We start from the raw sequence: 16,971 nt of genomic DNA, 5'->3' as shown, positions 1-16,971 counted from the left end.
AGGTTCTGTCGAGCGACGGCATGTCGATCGAGATGAGGGACACCGACGAGGACGTCTTCCGCGCGGCGGAGGAGCTCGGCATCGACCTGTCCCGGCGTCCCCACGAGGGCGCGATGACCGTCGACGACATCTGAGGACCGTCGAATCCACGACGGAGCCGGTCACCGGCCCGGCCGGATCCCTCGATCCGGCCGGGCCGGCCCATCTCACGCTGGGCCACGACCGGCGCGGATTGTGGAGGCCGCTCACCGGGGGACCCGGCGCACCGCGATCACGAGCAGGACGACCGTGCCGACTGTCATGATCGCATTCGGGTGCCGCTACCAAGTGACCGGGAGGGCGGCCACGCCGTAGATGGTGGCCCGTGGCCGCAGCGGAACATCCCCGGCCGGTACGGCCAGCCGTAGCCCGGGGAAGCGGCGAAGCAGCGCCGGATAGGCCAGCCGCATCTCCAGCCGGGCCGGCTGCTGGCCCAGGCACTGGTGGATGCCGTGGCTGAAGCCAAGCTTCGCCCCGCTGTTCGGCGGAGTTGTCGAAGCTCACCGCCTGTGCGGTGGCGTCCTGGAAATGCGCGCGCTCGTCGTACGGCACGCCGAGCAGCTCGCAGATCACCAGCGACGGGATCGGCAGCGCGAACGCGCGGACCAAGTTCTGCTGGGCCGAGCGTTCGAGGCTCTGGTGCGCAGCGTGGCCGAGGACGATGAGCTGGACTTCGCGCTCTCGCCGCTGCGGGCGCAGCTGATGTTCACCGAGCCCGCGCTGCGCGCCCGGCTGACGATCACGATGGAGATGCTGCCTCGGGTGGCCAAGGCCCTGTGCGAGGTCTATCCCGAGCTGGATCCGGTGTCGGCCGGGGCGGCGGCCGGGAGTTTCATGGGCGCGCTGGCCACCGCCGGCCTGGTCGCCCAGCAACAAGGCGCCTCCGATCAGGATGTCCTGACCGCCGGACGACGCGGCATCCAGATCGCCGTCGACGGGCTGTCCAGCCTCGACGACTCCTGACGTACGACACGGCACCGTCGAATTCGCGGACTTCATCGCAGGCGTCGAGATCGGCCTCGGCCAGAGCCTCGACACGTTCGCGGGGGTCCTTGCCGCGAACGCACACGACACCGATCAGGAAGCCCGGAACGACCAACCCGGCCGGGCGCAGGGTGACCGCGAACCTGAGCCTCACCCTCGACGGGCGTTACAACGGTCCCGGCGGGACCGGCGATTTCGCCGCGTTCGCTCCCTACGTGATCAGCGAGGTCGCGATCGCCGTGCTCCTACGACCGGGTTCCGCTGAGCGGGCCGGTCAGCGGGCGGTGCCGGGGACACGGAGCCGGTCGACGGCCTCGCGGCGGCGCCGCTCGGGCCGCCGGTCGTAGCGTGCGGTGGTGGCGGGGGAGGCGTGGCCCACCAGGGCCTGGGTGGTGGCGAGGTCGACCCCGGCGTCGAGCAGTTCGCCGATGAACGTGCGCCGGAAGTCGTGCGGCGTACGCGGGGACGCTCCGGCGGCGGCCAGGCGCCGGGAGACGATGTCGGCGATGGCCTGGCCGGTCATGTGGGCCAGCCGCAGCCGACCGCCCTTGTTGATGGGGCAGAACAGGGGGCCCGTCGCCCGGCCGCGTACGGCGAGCCAGAGGTCGAGGCGTTCGACGGCTTCCGCGGTCAGGTAGACCAGCCGTTCCTTGTCGCCCTTGCCGCGCACCCGCAGGGAGCGCGCGTGGGGATCGAAGTCGGCCAGGGTGAGCCCGGCGATCTCGGCGCGGCGGCAGCCGGTGGAGTAGAGCGCCGCCAGCATCGCGCCGTCGCGGCGGCCGGCGGGGGAGTGGTCGCCGTCGCACACCTCGAGCGTGGCCGCCAGCGCCTCGGCCTCGACGTGCCGTCCCGCCGGAACGCGGGTGTGCTTGTAGGCGGGCAGGTCGGCCGCCCGCTGGTAGTCCTCGCCGCTCATCAGGCCGAGCCGCCATGCCTCCTTGAGCACGCGGCGCAGGGCGACCAGGTGCTTGTTGACATGGGAGGGCGACCAGCCCTGCTCCCGCATCAGCGTCCGCAGCCGGATGGTGTGCTCGTAGCGGAGCAGTTCCCAGGGCTGGCCGGCGCCGGTCGCCTCCGGGTCGCCGGTGATGAGGCGGGCGATGCGGTCGAGGCAGCCCTTCATCGTGCGCTTGGACTCGGGGCTCTGCAGCGCGTCGAGATACACCTGGTAGGGGTCGCGCTCTGGCCGTGTGGGGGTGTTCCGCTCGGGGACGGCGGGGGCGTTCATCACTTCGATCCTACTATGAATCTACATTGTAAAGGCGGGCGGTTGTTCCAAGATCATCTACACCGTCGATCAAACCCTCGACGACAATGAGGGGACCATGCGAATCGGGATTCTCGGGCCGTTGCGGGTGACCGGCACCCACATCAGGGGTGCGCGCCTGCGTGTGCTGCTGATCCGGCTCGCTCTGGAGCCCGGCAGGGTGGTCACCGCCGAGACACTCGCCGACGACCTGTGGGAGGAGCCGCCGGCGAACCCGGCGGCGGCGTTGCACTCCCTGGTGTCGCGGCTCCGTCGTGAGCTGCGGGAGGGACTGCAGGAAGGGTTACAGGGCGCGGTGGTGTCGCATCCGGCCGGTTACCTTCTCGACGTCCCGCCGCAGGAGGTGGACGCGGCGGAGTTCGAACATCTGGTGCGCGCGGGCCGGGCCGAGCGCGATCCCCGGCGTTCGGCCGCCTTCCTGCGGTCCGCCCTGTCGCTCTGGCGCGGTGCCGCCCTCGCCGACGCGGCGGACCTGCCGTTCGCGCGGGTGGCGGCGGCGCGCCTGGAGGAGTTGCGCCTTTCCGCGCTGGAGGCCCGGGTGACGGCCGATCTCGCCGTGGCGGACGCGGCGGCGGCCGGAGCGCTGGTGGCGGAGCTGGAGGAGCTCGTCGCCGCGCACCCACTGCGTGAGCCGTTCCACGCCCTGCTGATGCGTGCGCTGTGCGCGGCCGGGCGGCGCGGGGACGCGCTGGAGACGTTCGAACGCGTCAGGCGGCGGCTGGCGGACGAGCTGGGCGTCGATCCCGGGACGGAACTGCGCGCGGCACACCTTGAGGCGCTGCGCGACCCGCCCGCGGCGCCGGTCTCACCGAAGCGGGCCGTACGGGGCAACGTGCCGGCGCCGGTGACGAGCCTGGTCGGGCGGCGGGAGGACGTGGCTCGGGTGCGGAGCCTGCTGTCGGCCGCACGGCTGGTCACGCTGACCGGACCGGGCGGCGCGGGCAAGACCAGGCTGGCGGTGGAGGTCGCGGGCGGGCTCACCGCCGCTTCTGGCGTGTGGCTGGTCGAGCTGGCCTCTGCCGGTGATTCCGCGGACGTGGCCGCCGCCGTGCGGGCGACCGTGCCCCCGGCCGCGCCCGAGCCGGACGGAGACGCCGCCACGCGGCCGGCCGCCTCGCCACTCGACGCGCTGGCGGAGGCGCTGGCGGGCCGGGAGCTCGTGCTCGTGCTGGACAACTGCGAGCACGTGGTGGACGGCGCGGCGGTGGTGGCGGAGCGGCTGCTGGCGGGGGTGCCGGGGCTGCGGATCCTGGCGACCAGCCGGGAGCCGCTGGACGTCCCCGGCGAGCATCTCCATCCGGTGGGGCCGCTGGCGCTGCCCGTCGACGGGGTGGACGCGGCGCGGGCGCTGGAGTTCCCGGCGATGGCGTTGTTCGCGGAGCGGGCGTCGGCGGCGCGTCCGGGGTTCGCCGTGGACGACTCCGTGGTGGCCGACGTGGTCGCGGTCTGCCGGGAGCTGGACGGGCTGCCGCTCGCGATCGAGCTGGCGGCGTCCCGGCTGCGGTCGTTCACGGTGCGGCAGCTCGCGGAGGCGGTGGGGGAACGGCTGACGCTGCGCGGCGGCCGTGCGGCTGGTCCGCGGCACCGGACGCTGCGGGCGGTGATCGACTGGAGCTGGGGGCTGCTGTCACCGGGGGAGCGCGTGGCGTTGCGCCGGTTGTCGGTGTTCGCGGGCGGGGCGACGGAGGAGGCGGCGCTGCGGGTGTGCGGGGCCGGTCTGGAGACGGTGGCCTGTCTGGTGGACAGGTCGCTGGTCGTGGTGGCCGAGCCGGACGGGCCCGCGGATCGAGCCGCGCGGGTGCGTTACCGGCTGCTGGAGACCGTCCGGGCGTACGCGGCCGAGCGGCTGGAGGAGGCGGGCGAGGCGCGGGCCGTGCGGGACCGGCATCTGGGCTTCTTCCTGGAGACGGCGGAGGAGTCCGAGCCCGGGTTGCGTACGGCCGGCCAGCTTCGCCTGCTGGCGATGCTGGACGCCGAGCGGGGAAACCTGGACGCGGCGCTGGGCCACGCCGTACGGACCGGGCGGGAAGGGCAGGCGCTGCGGCTGTTCACGGCCAGGTTGTGGGCGTGGACGGTGCGGGGGCGGGGCGACGAGGCGGCCGGGTGGGCGCGGGCGATCCGGGCGGCACTGGGTGATGCCGCGCCGCCCGGGTTGGAGCTGTCGCACACGTTGTGTGTGCTGCTGGCGTCCGACGGGCCGTACGCGTCGCCGGAGGCGCTGCGTGTGGTCGAGGAGTCGGGCCATCCCGTGGCGTTGTGGGCCTGGATCGTGGGGGTCAGGCCCTCGGGTGGGGGCGCGGAGCACTGGCGCAGGGCGCTCGCGGCGATGCGGGCGTTCGGCGATCATGAGGACCCGTGGGCGCGGGCGACGGCGCTGCTGATGGGCGGGATCGGGGAGTTCGAGTACGGCAGGGCGGGGGCGAGGGCGGCCGAGGCGTGGTTGCGGGAGGCGCTGGCGGGTTATCGCGCGCTGGGGGAGCGGTGGGGGCTGTCGCTGGCGCTGTACTGGTTGTCGCTGGCGGCGGAGAACCGGGGCGACGCGGCGGAGGCGCTGACGCTGCTGGAGGAGGCGGCGGAGCTGGCGGGGTTGATCGGGGGGCTGGAGGCGGTTCCCGTTCCGTTGATGCTGCGGGTGCGGCTGGCCCAGTTGCGTGCCCGTACGGGTGACCTGGCGGGGGCGGAGCGGGAGCTGGCGCGGGCCGGCGAGGTGGCCGGCCGTACGGGGGATCGGGTGGCGGCGGCGCGGGTGCGGCAGGCGGCCGGGGAGGTGGCGCGGCGGCGGGGGGAGTTCGACGAGGCGGAGGGCCTGCTGGTGGAGGCGTTGGATCTGGTCGGCGGGCAGGCGGGCGTGCCCGAGCAGTTCCTGGCCACGGTCCATGTGGAGCTGGCGCGGGTGCGGGCGGATCGCGGTGACCGCGCGGCGGCGTGGCGGTCGCTGCGCTCGGCGCTGGAGTCGTCGGGGTGCGCGGGTGATGAGACCGTGCGGGCGATGGTGCTGGAGGCGGTTGCGGAGTGGTGCGCCGCGGGCGGGGACCTGCCGCGTGCCGCGCTGCTCGCGGGTGCGGCGCGGTCGCTGCGGGGATTGGAGCTTACGTCGCGTGTCCGGAGCGGCCGCTGAGGTTCGTCAGGGCAGCTGCGCGCGCACCCATCGAGGCTCGGGGTTGACGTGCGGCTCGCCCGCCACCACCACGGTCGGCACCGTCTCGTCGCCGCCGGTGGCGGCCCGGACGGCTGCGGCGCCGTCCGGGTCGCGCCAAATGTCGACCCAGTGCATCCGGTAGGCGTGGCGGCCGAGCCGCGTGCGCAGCCGCAGACAGTAGCGGCAGCCGGGGCGCCAGTAGACGATCGGGCGGCCGTCGGCCTCGCTGCGGCGTTGCGCCTCCGCCGCGCTGACGGACCTCGGGAAGACGAGGGGGGACAGCAGGACGGCGGCCAGCAGGAAGATCAGGAGCAGCGTGACGGCGGCGCCGGGGAGCCCCTCAGAGACCTGTCGCGCCGCCGCGGCGAGCCCGAGGGCCAGGAAGAGGATCGGCAGCATCCAACGGCGCAGCATGGCGATCACGCTAGCGCACCGGCCCGGGATGGCTGCCACCTGGCCCCGTCGGGCCGCCTTTCGGCGAACCAAGCATCCGCGCCGTCGGTGGTTTCGGTGGCCAGCCACTGCAGGCTCTGCCCGGTGCCTCGCAGGGCGTGGGCGGACTGCGGCCTCTGCACCTGCCAGGTGGGGAGGTGAGCATCGCGAAGTGGTTGCCGATGAGCGAGGCTGCGATGTCGGGGGCGATGTCGGCCGGCCGGTCCGCCGCGGTGGCCGCGTCAAAGCCGTGGACCACCGCCTCGTTGAGCATGCTGGACATCCAGAACCGCCCCCCGGACCGCTGGTCCCCGGAGGCGTTGAACACCTGCGCCATCAGCGCCTCATCGGAGCACGCATTCGCGACCCGTGCGCGGACTCGGTCAGCCACGCCTGCCACTGGCCGGGGTCGGCGGGGAACTCGGCCAGCTCGGTGGGCAGCTGGGTGGGGCCCAGCACAAGGCTCGCGGGTGGCCGTAATTCATGCCCTGCGTGTGGGCACGCTCGGCGGCGCCCTCGGTGCTCGGATCGACGACACCGGCACGGGCGGTTTCCTGCGTGCAGCCGCCAGACGGCGCGACGGCTGTCCGCTCTCAGCGGGCTTGCAGCCGGTCGAGCTGGTGGCGCATGACGGTCATGGCGTCGTCAGCGCTACGCTGACCGGCCAAAACAGCGGCGCCGAGGCCGGCTGACATGGCGAGCAGGGCGACCGCTTCCAGGTGGGCGTTCGAGTCGACGCCCATGTTCTTGAGGCGATCGGTGATGAAGCCTTCCATGGCGTTCGGCGCGGCGAGCAGAGGATGCGCGGCCAGGGCCGGGTCCGTGACCGCGAGCACCATGTACGACGTGTAGATGAGGTGGAAGGTCCGGCTCTGCTCGTCGGTCGGGAGGGCCTCGGCGAGAATCGCCTCGATCATGGCTCGCGGGCCGGGATCGGTCCCTCCAAGTCGCTCCTTGACCCGTTCGGCCATGCGCTGCGCCAGGTGCGCGAGCGCGGAGTGCAGGAGCTGCTCCTTCGTCTGGAAGTAGTGCTGGACGAGGTGCACGGAGACGCCGGCCTCCGTGGCGACAGCGCGCATGGTGGCGGCATGCAACCCGCGTGTGCCGGCGACTCTCAGCAAGGCGTCGAGGATGTCGCGTCGACGCTCATCGCGGGCCATGCACACTCCCTGGACATGATCACTTAATGGCTGGTACAACTGTACCCTATACAGTTGTACCAAGGGGGGTTGATGCGTACAGGCATTGCGGCGTTCGTCACGGAGCAGGCCAGGACGGCGTTCGAGCGGGAGTACGAGCGAGCGATGGCTCTGTGGCCGGCCCCTCGTGAGGTGTACGACGTGGACACCGACGTGGGCATCACCCGCGTCTACCGGTACGGCGCACGCGAGGGCGAGCCGATCGTCCTGCTGCACGGCCACGGCGCGAACGCCTCCACCTGGTACGCCCTGGTGGAGGCGCTGGGCCGGCGCAACCCCGTCTACGCCGTCGACACCATCGACGACCCTGGCGGCAGCATCCAGACCAGGCCGGTTCGTGACATCTCCGCGTGGCTCGAGCAGGTCATGGAGGGCCTCGGTCTCGGTCGCGTTCACTTGGTCGGCCATTCCTACGGCGGGTGGATGGCCCTCGGCCTGGGCGGCGCCGGGACGGGCAGGGCGGCGACGCTCACGCTGCTCGACCCTGGCGGTCTGCTCAAGGTGCCCATGACGTTTCTTGCCTACCTGGTCGCGGGCGCGCTGGCCATGCAGGCTCCGGCTTCGTGGAAGCCACACTTGGCCAGGGTTCTCGCCGAGCACGGGCTGGTCGAGCGGCCGGAGATCATGGGGCCTGTCATGCTGGGGGGCCGCTGGTTCCGCCCGCACCGCCCTCCGGCCCGGCCGTACACCGATGACGAGCTGCGAAAGGTGAGTGTTCCGACCCAGATTCTCGTCGGCCGCCGCAGCCGGCTGCTGCGCCCCGCCGCCGCGCTCGCGCGGGCCCGCCGGCTCATTCCGGGCCTGCGGCGGGCGGAGGTCGTCCCGGGAGCCGGGCACGGCCTGCCGCAGGAGCGGCCGCAGCTGGTGGCCGAGCGAATCCTCACCTTCATCGACGGAGGGAAAGCCCATGACGCGTAAGGCAGTGGTGCTGGGAAGCGGCGGCGTGGCGGGCATCGCCTGGCAGTCCGGGGTCCTGGCCAGGCTCGCTGATCACGGCCTCGACCTGCGTGAGGCCGATCTCATCGTCGGAACCTCCGCCGGGGCCGTCGTGGGAGCCCAGCTTGCCGCCGGGCTCGACCCGCGCGACCTCTACAGCCGACGGCTCACCCCCGTTGAGGGCGAGCCCGTACCCAAGACCTCCATGCTCGCCCTCTTCCGTCTGATCAGGGCTGCCGGCACGGCCAAGGACGGCAGGCAGTTCGGCGTCCGCATGGGCCGCTTCGCCCTGGGCGCCGCGACCGCGTCGGAGGAGGAACGCCGCAGCCAGGTTCGGCGGTGGCTAGGGGATCTCCGCGACTGGCCGGCCGGACGGCTCGTCATCACCGCCGTGGATGCCGTGTCGGGCGAGCCGGCGTTCTTCGACGCGGACAGCGGGGTGGACTTGCTGGACGCCGTCTGCGCCAGCACGGCAGGGCCGGGCGTGCGCCCGCCGGTGACCATCAAGGGACGACGGTACATCGACGGCGGGATGCGTTCCCCAGCCAATGTCGACCTGGCCGCGGGATACGACCGCATCGTCGTCCTCGCCCCCTTCACTCGCGGCGGCCGCGTGCTGCCGTCCGTCCGGCAGCAGATCGACGAGTTGAGCGGCGGCGTCCGCGTCGCGCTGGTGAGCCCCGACCCGAGAACCTGGCGGGCGATCACCGCCCGCGGCGGCTTGCTGGACCCTGCCCGCGCTCCCCAGACGGCCGAGGCGGCCCGATCCCTGAACGTCGCCGACCAGGTCGCCGCCGTCTGGACCACTTGACCACCTGCCGCGAACCAGGCGGCCGCAACACCGAGATGACGCGTGTCCGGTCAAATGCCTTCTAGCTGCGGCGTCACGACCCGCGAAGTACGGAGCCAGAACGCCCCCTCGGCTTCGGGCTCAGCCCAGATGCTTGTCGAAGAACTTGCCCAGACACTCGACCGCCTGCGCGATGTATTCGGGCTCGTCGTACATCTCGTAGTGGCGTGCGCCCTCGATGACGAGGATGTCCTCCGCCTCACGTGCCAGATGGGTCAGTTGCCGACCGTCTTCAAGAGAGCCGGTTGACCCGCCCTCGCCGGCGACGATGACCTGGACGGGCTGGGTCAGCAACTCGTCGGCGAGGTGGAACGCGTCGAAGCCCAGGATCAGCGCGTCGCTACGGTAGTGGCGGCGGTTGGTCGAGCGTTCGTGGCGGCCGCGCGGGGTCCGATAGTAGGTCACGGCCTGCAGCACGTCGATGTCGGTGACGCCGGCGGATTCCGCGTCCCGCACGGTGTCGGGGATCCACGGGTGCCGGACCGGCTGTCCGCCGCGCGCTTCGGCGGTGGCCTGCCGAGCCACGTCCTTGAGCAGGCCCGCGACAGAGCCGGAGGCTGTCACGGCCGCTCGGAAGGCACGGCCGATATTGACCGGGACCACGGTGCCGACCGCCTTGATGCGGTGGTCGGTCATCGCGGCATTGACGGCGTAGCCACCGCCAGCGCAGATGCCCAAGACGCCGATGCGCTCCGCATCCACGTGGTCCAGCGCAGTGAGGAAGTCCACGGCGTAGCGAAGATCGGCCACCCGTTCGGCGGGATCCTCCAGGTCCCGGGGCTCCCCGCCGCTCTGGCCCTGGTAGGCGGGGTCGAACGCGAGAGCGACGAAGCCTTTCTGTGCCAGGGCGCGGGCGTAGTTGGCGCCGATCTGCTCCTTCACGCTGCTGCCCGGCGTGGCGATGATCACGGCCGGGTGCTTCCGGCCTGTGTCGAAGCCCTCGGGGAGATGGAGGTTCCCGGCGAGCTCGAAGCTGCCGCGGGAGATGGATGCGGTCTGGATGGAAGCCATGATCCCGTTCCGGTTGTATCCTAGTACGGCAACACTACTAGTACAGTTACCGATGTTGTACGAAACTGAACAATATCAGGGATTGTGCGATCCTGGGGAAGGAGCGCCTGCGAGGTGAATACCGCCGCGCGGATCTGGGGGCTCAACCACCGGCTGCTGACCGCGGTCATGAACAGCTGCAGCGAGCAGTTCGACGAGCTCGGCCTGGACACCAAGGAGTTCTTCGTGCTCGGCGAGGTCGACGAATGTCGCTACCCGGCCGAACTCGCCGCCCGACTGATGATGCCCAAGGCGAGCGTGACGGTGTACCTACGCAACCTTGTGGCCAAGGGGTTCGTTCAGCGCGAGATCGACGAGGGCGACCTACGCCGCCACCGCCTCGTGGTGACTCCGGACGGCAAAAAGGCACTCGATCGCGCACTGACGACCTTGTCCGACAACTTCGAGCAGTGGCTCGCAAGACTCGAAGCGCAAGAGCGCGACGAGCTCCAGCGACTCTTGGAGAAACTTCTTCGGCATCAGCAGTGAGCCGCCACCTTGGACCGCCGACCCTTCGGCCAAGGTCCACACCGTATGACGCGGCGCTTGACCAACAACCGAACGGCCACCGGCGATGGCGAGCCCGGTTCGGGCGGAGTTACCGCCGTCCACCGTTCGGATGCGGGTGGCCCATTTCTCGATCAGGACTGAGGAGTCGCGGTGATCACCCCCAGGCGGGGTGTCACCGCCCAGGCCCTGCGCTGCGCCTATGGAGGACTCGTCCGGGTGTGAGACCCGGTGAGCTGGTGCTCGAAGCGGCCAGGATCAGGCGTCGGCCGTAAACGGGACCAGGCGGGCGGCTGAGATAAGGATTGGACGGGATGATGCTCGGGCTTGTAGCTTGCCGTCGACCGTGACACCGCCCGAGGAGGTGAGACCCATGAACGCTGTATCGACGTGGGTGCTCCCCCTTCCCGTCACGGCCGGGCGATTGACGTAGGTGTCGCCGGGAGCGCCTCGCCACCAAGGCACTCCCGAAAGGCAACACCTATGGACTTTCCCCAGTTCCCCGCCGAGCCGCCGTCGAACGGTACGGCCGAGCGCGGCTTCACCGTGGACGATGTTCCCGAACCCTCGTCGCCGGTCTCCGGCGCCCATCGCGCGCCCCTCATGTACGACGTGATCATCGCCGGGTGCGGGCCGACCGGTGCGATGCTGGCCGCCGAACTGCGGCTGCACAACGTGCGGGTGCTCGTTCTGGAGAAGGAAACCGAGCCCAAGTCGTTCGTCCGCATAGTCGGTCTGCATATTCGCAGCCTCGAGCTTATGGCGATGCGCGGACTTCTCGAGCGCATCCTCAAACACGGAAGACAGCGTCCGGCCGGCGGTTTCTTCGCCGCCATCGACAAACCCGCGCCCAAGGGCCTGGATTCCGCGCACGCCTATCTGCTGGGCATCCCGCAGCCGGTCATCGAAGGCCTGCTCGAAGAGCATGCGATCGAACTGGGTGCGCAGGTCCGGCGCGGTTGCGCGGTGGCCCGTTTCGAGCAGGACGACGAGGGTGTGACCGTCGAACTGGCCGACGGGGAACAGCTGCGTTCGCGCTATCTCGTCGGCTGTGACGGCGGGCGCAGTACGGTGCGCAAACTGCTCGGCGTCGGCTTCCCCGGCGAGCCCTCACGGACCGAGACGCTGATGGGCGAGATGAAAGTGGGTGTGCCGCAGGAGGAGATCGCCGCAAAAGTGGCCGAAATCCAGGAGACCCATAAGCCATTCTGGCTCCGGCCCTTCGGCGAAGGGGTCTACAGCGTCGTCGTCCCCGCCGAGGGAGTCAGCGACCGCGCGGAACCGCCCACCCTCGAGGATTTCAAACAAGCGCTGCACACCATCGCCGGAACCGATTTCGGCGTGCACTCCCCGCGCTGGTTGTCCCGCTTCGGGGATGCCACCCGGCTGGCCGAACGCTATCGGGTCGGGCGGGTGCTACTGGCCGGCGATGCGGCACACATCCATCCGCCCACCGGCGGACAGGGCCTCAACCTGGGCGTTCAGGACGCATTCAACCTCGGCTGGAAACTGGCCGCACAGATCCACGGCTGGGCGCCGGAAACACTGCTGGACACCTACCAGGCCGAACGTCGTCCGGTCGCCGAGGACGTGCTCGACAACACCCGCGCCCAGATGGAGCTGCTGTCCGCCGAACCGGGCCCGCAGGCCGTGCGCAGGCTGCTCACCGAACTGATGGACTTCGACGAGGTGAACCGCTATCTGATCGAGAAGATCACCGCCATCGGCATCCGCTACGACTTCGGCGCAGGCCCCGACCTGCTCGGCCGCCGCCTGCGCGACATCGACGTGAAACAGGGCCGCCTCTACGATCTGCTGCATCGCGGCCGCGGCCTGCTGCTGGACCGCACCGAACACCTGACCGTCGGCGGCTGGTCGGACCGGGTCGATTACCTCGCGGATCCCACTGCGGCACTGGATGTTCCGTGCGTCCTGCTACGCCCCGACGGCCACGTCGCCTGGATCGGCGACGATCAGCAGGACCTGGACGACCACCTCTCCCGCTGGTTCGGCACGCCCGCCAACTGATTTCGCCTGAGAGCGGTCATCCCGCATATACGCGGTGAAATGTCCGCCCGCCGGCATGGCGGAAACGGCCATGCCGGCGGGCGGTAGCCATGCCGTACCGTCCCGTGAAGCCGTGGTGCGTTGTCAGTGCTGGTGCTCTCGCGCTTGGCGGTCAGGATGGCTGGACTTGGTCGAAGAGGGCGAGGGCTTCGGCGGGATCCGGGCTCACGAGGCGTTCCAGACCGGCCATCGTGAACTCCGCCCACCTGCCGGCCCGTGCCCACATCTGTTCTTCGAAGGCGCGGACGGCCTCGTCCAGATCTGCAGGGCCGGCGGCGATGGACTCGGCGAGTTCGGCGCCTTCCAGCATCGCGAGGTTCGCGCCCACCCCCAACGGGGGCATCAGATGGGCGGCGTCGCCCAGTAGCGTCACCCCGAAGACGTGGGTCCAGGTATGGGACACGGGCAGGACGTAGAGGGGTCGGTGGACGAAAGCGGTGCCGTGGCGGAGGAGGTCGAGGACGGGAGCGGCCCAGCCGTCGAACAGGGCCAGCAGGCTCGATCGCACGGCCTCGACGTCGGCCAGGTCCAGGTTCGTGTGCCAGTCCAGCGGCGCGCGGAACTGGGCGTACACCTTGACATGGCCGCCGCTGTTGCGCTGGGCGACAAGAGCCCGGTTCACGCCGTACACAGCCAGGGAACCGTCGCCGATCAACCGGGCGAGGTCGGGGTGGCGGGTGTCGACGTCGTCCAGCGAGGTCTCGACCGCGGTGACGCCGGTGTAGTGCGGCGTCACCGACGAGACCGCCGGGCGGACCCGGGACCAGGCGCCGTCCGCGCCGACCACGAGGTCGAACGTCTCCTGTCGCCCGTCCGCGAAACGGATCAGCACGCCATCCCGGGTCCCCGGCACCACCTCCGTCACGCCCCGACCCCACTGGACGTCGAGAGGGCCGAGCAGCAGGTCACGAAGTTGCCCGCGGTCGATCTCGGGATTGGCCCTGTTACCCGGACGGGGTGGCCAATCGCGGAGGACGGTCCCGTCCGTGTCCAGGATGCGCATGGCCTGCCCCTCGGGACGAGACAGCGCCTGGAACTCCGCCAGCAGCCCTGCCTTGCCCAGCGCGAGCTGGCCCAGCCCTTCGTGCAGGTCCAGGGTGCCGCCCGGGGGACGGGCGTCGGGGGCGGGATCGCGTTCGAGGACGGTGACGGGGTGATCGTGGCGGTGCAGGACGCGGGCGAAGGTAAGGCCGGCGGGGCCGCTCCCGACCACCGCGATACGATGTCTCATGTCGATACACTGTATTGAAGCCCTACGGTGTATCGCAACAGTACGGTGATGACCATGACTGTGTGGGACCGGCCGGAGCCGCCGACTCGCCCCGTGCCGCTCGACCGGGAGCGGATCGTCGCCGCCGCCATCGCACTGGCCGACGAGGGCGGGCTGGAGGCGGTGTCGTTGCGCAAGGTCGCCGCCCGGCTGGACGTCGGCCCGATGCGGCTGTACGGATACATGTCCACCAAGGAGGAGCTGTTCGACCTCATGGTGGACGAGGTCCAGGCCGAGATTCTCCCCGAGGAGCAGCCGGGTGACTGGCGGGAGGCGCTGCGCGTGCTCGCCCACCGCACCAGGCAGGCCGCTCTCCGTCACGAATGGCTGGCCGACCTGCTCGGCGGCCGCCCGGCCCTGGGCCCGAACGGCCTCGCCGTGACCGAGTCCACGCTGGCCGCGCTCGACGGCCTCGCCGACCTCGACACCGTCATGCGCGCCGTGGAGACGGTCAGCGCCTACTTCACCGGTGCGATCAGGCGCGAGATCGCGAACCTGCGGGCCGAGCGCGCCACCGGCCTGTCCAAGCGCGACTGGCAGCGCGCCTCCGGCCCGTACGTGACGAGAATGCTGGCCACGGGCCGCTTCCCCGCGCTGGCCAAGGCCGTGTACGACGGCACGGACGTGGACGCCGAGGCATCCTTCGCGACCGGCCTGGACTGGGTCCTCGACGCCGTGGCCGCCAAACTCACCCGCCCGCCGAAGTGACGCTCAGCTCTTTCTGACGCTCGGAAGGACGCGACGGCCTGCGTCGGGTCGATCTCGTCACCGGAAGATGTGGATGTTCTCGCGGACCCAGTCCTGGAGGGTCAGCGGCGGCTTGCCGGTGAGCCTTTCGACGGTGTCGAAGATCTTCCAGTCCCAGGCGGTCGATTGGCGCTTGAGCTCTAGCAGCGCCTCCAGACGAGGTCCCGACCAGCCGAGGCGGTCGAACTCCGCCTGGGTTTCGGCGGGACTGCGTTCGACCAGCTTGATCGGCCGGCCGAGGACCTGGCCGATGATGTCGGCCTGGTCTCGGGGCGAGAGAGCTTGGCCGCCGGTCAGGGTGTAGGCCTGGCTCTCGTGGCCGGGCGTCGTGAGGACGTGCGCGGCGACGGCGGCGATGTCGCGGGGATGGATCATCGCGGAGACGGGGTCGCCTTCGGTGACGTACATGGTGTGCTCGGCGGCGATGGCCGGGGCGTAGCCGTACAGGTAGACCATGAAGGTGCCGGGGCGCAGCATCGTCCACGGCAGGCCGGAGCGCATGATGACCTGTTCGCCGAGCCGATGGCCGGTGCTGATGGGGTCGGTGGCGTCGAACGTGACGCCGCTGGTGGACAGCTTGACCAGATGGGAGACCCCGGCCCGGACCGCCGCGGCGGCCAGATTGCTTTCCTGGACGGGGCCGTCTGGGCCGTAGCCGGGCGGCAGGACGAAGACCTTGTCGACGCCGTCGAGGGCGGCGTCGAGGCTGTCGGGCCGGTCGAAGTCGCCGGTGACGACCTCGACGCCGGCGGGGGATGCGGCCTTGGCGGGATCGCGGGTCATGGCCCGGACGGGGATGTTCCGGTTGGCGAGCAGGGCGAGGAGTTCGGAGCCGACAGTGCCGGTGGCACCGGTGATGAGGAACATGAGAGGTCCTTTCTCGGGGTTCAGAAACGGGAGAGCGTGGTGCCGGGGAGGAACAGAGACAGGGCCAGCCCGATCAGCGCGATCGGGATGATCGCGAGGAAGACCAGGTGCAGCGCGTCGGCGTAGGCGTCCGGGCCGGGCTGGGCCGGAAGCTTGCTGGTCACAAGGGCGGCGAAGAAGGAGGTGCCCAGCGCGGTGCCCGTCTGCCGGGCCATGGTGGCGGTGCCCTGGACGGCGCCGATGTCGTCACGGCCGGCGGCATTGCGGGCGGCCAGGCTCAGGGCTTGGGAGTTGAGCCCGCCGGCGACGCCGAACAGCAGCAGGAACATGGTCGCGAGCACCGGGCCGGCGTCGACGGCCGCGCACAGCAGCCCGGTCAGCGCGAACAGGACCATGCTCGCGGGGGGATGGCGGCGGTAGGAGCCGGTTCGGGCGATCAGCTTGGTGGAGGCGTAGGAGGTGAGCACGACGCCGAGCATCATCACGGTGAGCAGGTAGCCGGAGGTCTGGACGCTGAGGGACAGGACGGCCTGCAGCCAGAGCACCAGGTAGTTGACGATGCCCAGGCCGAGGAACCCGGCGATGAAGCCGACCGCCACGACGATGGAAAACGTGCGGTCGCGGAACAGGCGCAAGGGGATGACCGGGTCTGCTGCGCGGCGCTGGGCGAGCACGAACAGCACCGGCAACAGCACGCAGGCGGCGGCCAGGCCGAGGGTGATCGGGGAGGTCCAGGCATAAGCGGCGCCGGCCCAGGTGGTGAGCAGGTTCACCGCGACGATCGCGGCGGCCAGGAGGATGACGCCGAGGTAGTCGATTCGGGCAGGTTTGCGCTGGACGGGCAGGTGCAGCCGGATCGAGATGACGGCCACGACGAGTGCGCCAAGGGGCAGGTTGACCAGGAAGATCGAGCGCCAGCCTGCCATGTCGGTGAGCAGGCCGCCGATGGTCGGGCCGGTCAGGGACGCGGCGCCGAAGGTCAGAGAGAACCAGCCGTAGTAGCGGGCGCCCTGCTGAGGAGTGAACATCTCGCCGAGGACGGACAGGACCGAGATGAACAGGCCGCCGCTGCCGATGCCCTGGACGACGCGGAAAGCGATCAGTTGCGTCATGGTCTGGGCCAGGCCGCAAGCAGCCGAGCCGGCCAGGAAGACCAGGATCGAGATGAGGAAGACGCGCTTGCGGCCGTACAGGTCACCGAGCTTGCCGTAGACGGGAACAGCGGCGCTGCCGGCGATGAGGTAACCGGTGGTGACCCAGGCGAACCGGTCCAAGCCGCCAAGGTCGGCGACCATGCGGGGCAGCGCGGTGGCGACGATCTGCGAGTCGAGCAGGGACAGGAAGACCGCTGCCATCAAGAGGACCACGACTGTGGTGGCACCAGCCGACGCGGTCACGGCAGGTGCAGAAGAACGGGAAGTCACGAAGATCCTTGCGACCAGGGAAGCAAGCTCCAGCAGAGCCTGCGAACGAACGGAAGAAGAACATCGACCCTGAATGGGCGACGGAGATGGGATTGGTCAGGTGTGAACCTGACGCGAACCGGCCTACTCGGCCCTCTCAACCCTGATCCACCCGGTTGCGGGATTATCGATCAAGGTTCTTCATGGTGTTCGT

The 16,971-nt window shown here is 70.7% G+C and carries 15 protein-coding genes and 1 pseudogene; 7 read left to right on the top strand and 9 right to left on the bottom strand.

What is annotated here, in order from left to right; genetic code table 11:
• Positions 1 to 320 precede the first annotated feature (320 nt).
• Positions 321 to 515 (bottom strand): annotated as a pseudogene (locus tag FLW16_RS10940) (cytochrome P450); the annotation flags it as partial.
• Positions 516 to 567: 52 nt separating this feature from the next.
• On the opposite strand from FLW16_RS10940, the gene FLW16_RS10935 reads away from it, so the two are divergent.
• Entirely contained in the window at positions 568 to 1,002 is a 435-nt protein-coding gene (locus tag FLW16_RS10935) for a hypothetical protein (RefSeq protein ID WP_142559856.1), read from the top strand.
• A gap of 295 nt (positions 1,003 to 1,297) precedes the next feature.
• On the opposite strand, the gene FLW16_RS10925 is transcribed toward FLW16_RS10935, so the two are convergent.
• The gene (locus tag FLW16_RS10925; protein WP_142559854.1) at positions 1,298 to 2,251 is read right to left on the bottom strand and encodes a tyrosine-type recombinase/integrase; all 954 of its coding nucleotides are present in this window, start codon (positions 2,249 to 2,251) and stop codon (positions 1,298 to 1,300) included.
• Positions 2,252 to 2,348: 97 nt separating this feature from the next.
• Here FLW16_RS10925 and FLW16_RS10920 point away from each other — a divergent pair, with 97 nt between their 5' ends.
• Positions 2,349 to 5,408, top strand: coding sequence for a BTAD domain-containing putative transcriptional regulator (locus tag FLW16_RS10920; protein WP_142559853.1), 3,060 nt, complete (start codon positions 2,349 to 2,351; stop codon positions 5,406 to 5,408).
• Between the two features lie 6 nt (positions 5,409 to 5,414).
• On the opposite strand, the gene FLW16_RS10915 is transcribed toward FLW16_RS10920, so the two are convergent.
• The 3 genes from FLW16_RS10915 to FLW16_RS10905 form a co-directional block, all read right to left on the bottom strand.
• Positions 5,415 to 5,843 carry a glutaredoxin domain-containing protein gene (locus FLW16_RS10915; protein WP_142559852.1) on the bottom strand — a complete coding sequence of 143 codons (429 nt, stop codon included), beginning with the start codon at positions 5,841 to 5,843 and terminating at the stop codon, positions 5,415 to 5,417.
• A gap of 354 nt (positions 5,844 to 6,197) precedes the next feature.
• Complete coding sequence (locus FLW16_RS45080) at positions 6,198 to 6,320, bottom strand: hypothetical protein (RefSeq protein ID WP_260615149.1); 123 nt, start codon at positions 6,318 to 6,320, stop codon at positions 6,198 to 6,200.
• Between the two features lie 134 nt (positions 6,321 to 6,454).
• Positions 6,455 to 7,021 (bottom strand): TetR/AcrR family transcriptional regulator, encoded by a 567-nt coding sequence (locus FLW16_RS10905; RefSeq protein WP_142559851.1) that lies wholly within the window; start codon positions 7,019 to 7,021, stop codon positions 6,455 to 6,457.
• A 72-nt stretch (positions 7,022 to 7,093) separates the two neighbouring features.
• Here FLW16_RS10905 and FLW16_RS10900 point away from each other — a divergent pair, with 72 nt between their 5' ends.
• The gene (locus tag FLW16_RS10900) at positions 7,094 to 7,978 is read left to right on the top strand and encodes an alpha/beta fold hydrolase (protein WP_221891001.1); all 885 of its coding nucleotides are present in this window, start codon (positions 7,094 to 7,096) and stop codon (positions 7,976 to 7,978) included.
• On the top strand, positions 7,968 to 8,807 hold the full coding sequence (locus FLW16_RS10895) for a patatin-like phospholipase family protein (protein ID WP_142559850.1): 840 nt from the start codon (positions 7,968 to 7,970) through the stop codon (positions 8,805 to 8,807). The genes FLW16_RS10900 and FLW16_RS10895 overlap by 11 nt, the downstream gene beginning before the upstream one ends.
• A gap of 120 nt (positions 8,808 to 8,927) precedes the next feature.
• Here FLW16_RS10895 and FLW16_RS10890 read toward each other — a convergent pair whose 3' ends face one another.
• On the bottom strand, positions 8,928 to 9,857 hold the full coding sequence (locus FLW16_RS10890; RefSeq protein WP_142559849.1) for an alpha/beta hydrolase: 930 nt from the start codon (positions 9,855 to 9,857) through the stop codon (positions 8,928 to 8,930).
• Positions 9,858 to 9,971: 114 nt separating this feature from the next.
• Here FLW16_RS10890 and FLW16_RS10885 point away from each other — a divergent pair, with 114 nt between their 5' ends.
• Both FLW16_RS10885 and rox read left to right on the top strand, forming a co-directional pair.
• Positions 9,972 to 10,385, top strand: coding sequence for a MarR family winged helix-turn-helix transcriptional regulator (locus FLW16_RS10885; protein WP_260615147.1), 414 nt, complete (start codon positions 9,972 to 9,974; stop codon positions 10,383 to 10,385).
• Between the two features lie 621 nt (positions 10,386 to 11,006).
• Positions 11,007 to 12,431, top strand: coding sequence for a rifampin monooxygenase (gene rox / locus FLW16_RS10880; protein WP_221891016.1), 1,425 nt, complete (start codon positions 11,007 to 11,009; stop codon positions 12,429 to 12,431).
• Between the two features lie 151 nt (positions 12,432 to 12,582).
• On the opposite strand, the gene FLW16_RS10875 is transcribed toward rox, so the two are convergent.
• Entirely contained in the window at positions 12,583 to 13,701 is a 1,119-nt protein-coding gene (locus FLW16_RS10875; RefSeq protein WP_142559847.1) for an NAD(P)/FAD-dependent oxidoreductase, read from the bottom strand.
• 54 nt (positions 13,702 to 13,755) lie between these two features.
• Between FLW16_RS10875 and FLW16_RS10870 the strand changes: the two genes are divergently transcribed.
• On the top strand, positions 13,756 to 14,448 hold the full coding sequence (locus FLW16_RS10870) for a TetR/AcrR family transcriptional regulator (RefSeq protein WP_142559894.1): 693 nt from the start codon (positions 13,756 to 13,758) through the stop codon (positions 14,446 to 14,448).
• Positions 14,449 to 14,505: 57 nt separating this feature from the next.
• Here the strand turns inward: FLW16_RS10870 and FLW16_RS10865 are convergent, their stop codons facing one another.
• Positions 14,506 to 15,354, bottom strand: coding sequence for an SDR family oxidoreductase (locus tag FLW16_RS10865; protein WP_142559846.1), 849 nt, complete (start codon positions 15,352 to 15,354; stop codon positions 14,506 to 14,508).
• Positions 15,355 to 15,374: 20 nt separating this feature from the next.
• Positions 15,375 to 16,751, bottom strand: coding sequence for an MFS transporter (locus FLW16_RS10860; RefSeq protein WP_142559845.1), 1,377 nt, complete (start codon positions 16,749 to 16,751; stop codon positions 15,375 to 15,377).
• Positions 16,752 to 16,971 lie beyond the last annotated feature (220 nt).

Origin of the sequence: Microbispora sp. KK1-11, from assembly GCF_006874435.1 — a bacterium.
Taxonomy (GTDB): Bacteria; Actinomycetota; Actinomycetes; order Streptosporangiales; family Streptosporangiaceae; genus Microbispora; species Microbispora catharanthi.
The sequence above is the reverse complement of the archived record's forward strand: the minus strand, read 5'-3'. Positions and strand labels throughout refer to the sequence as shown.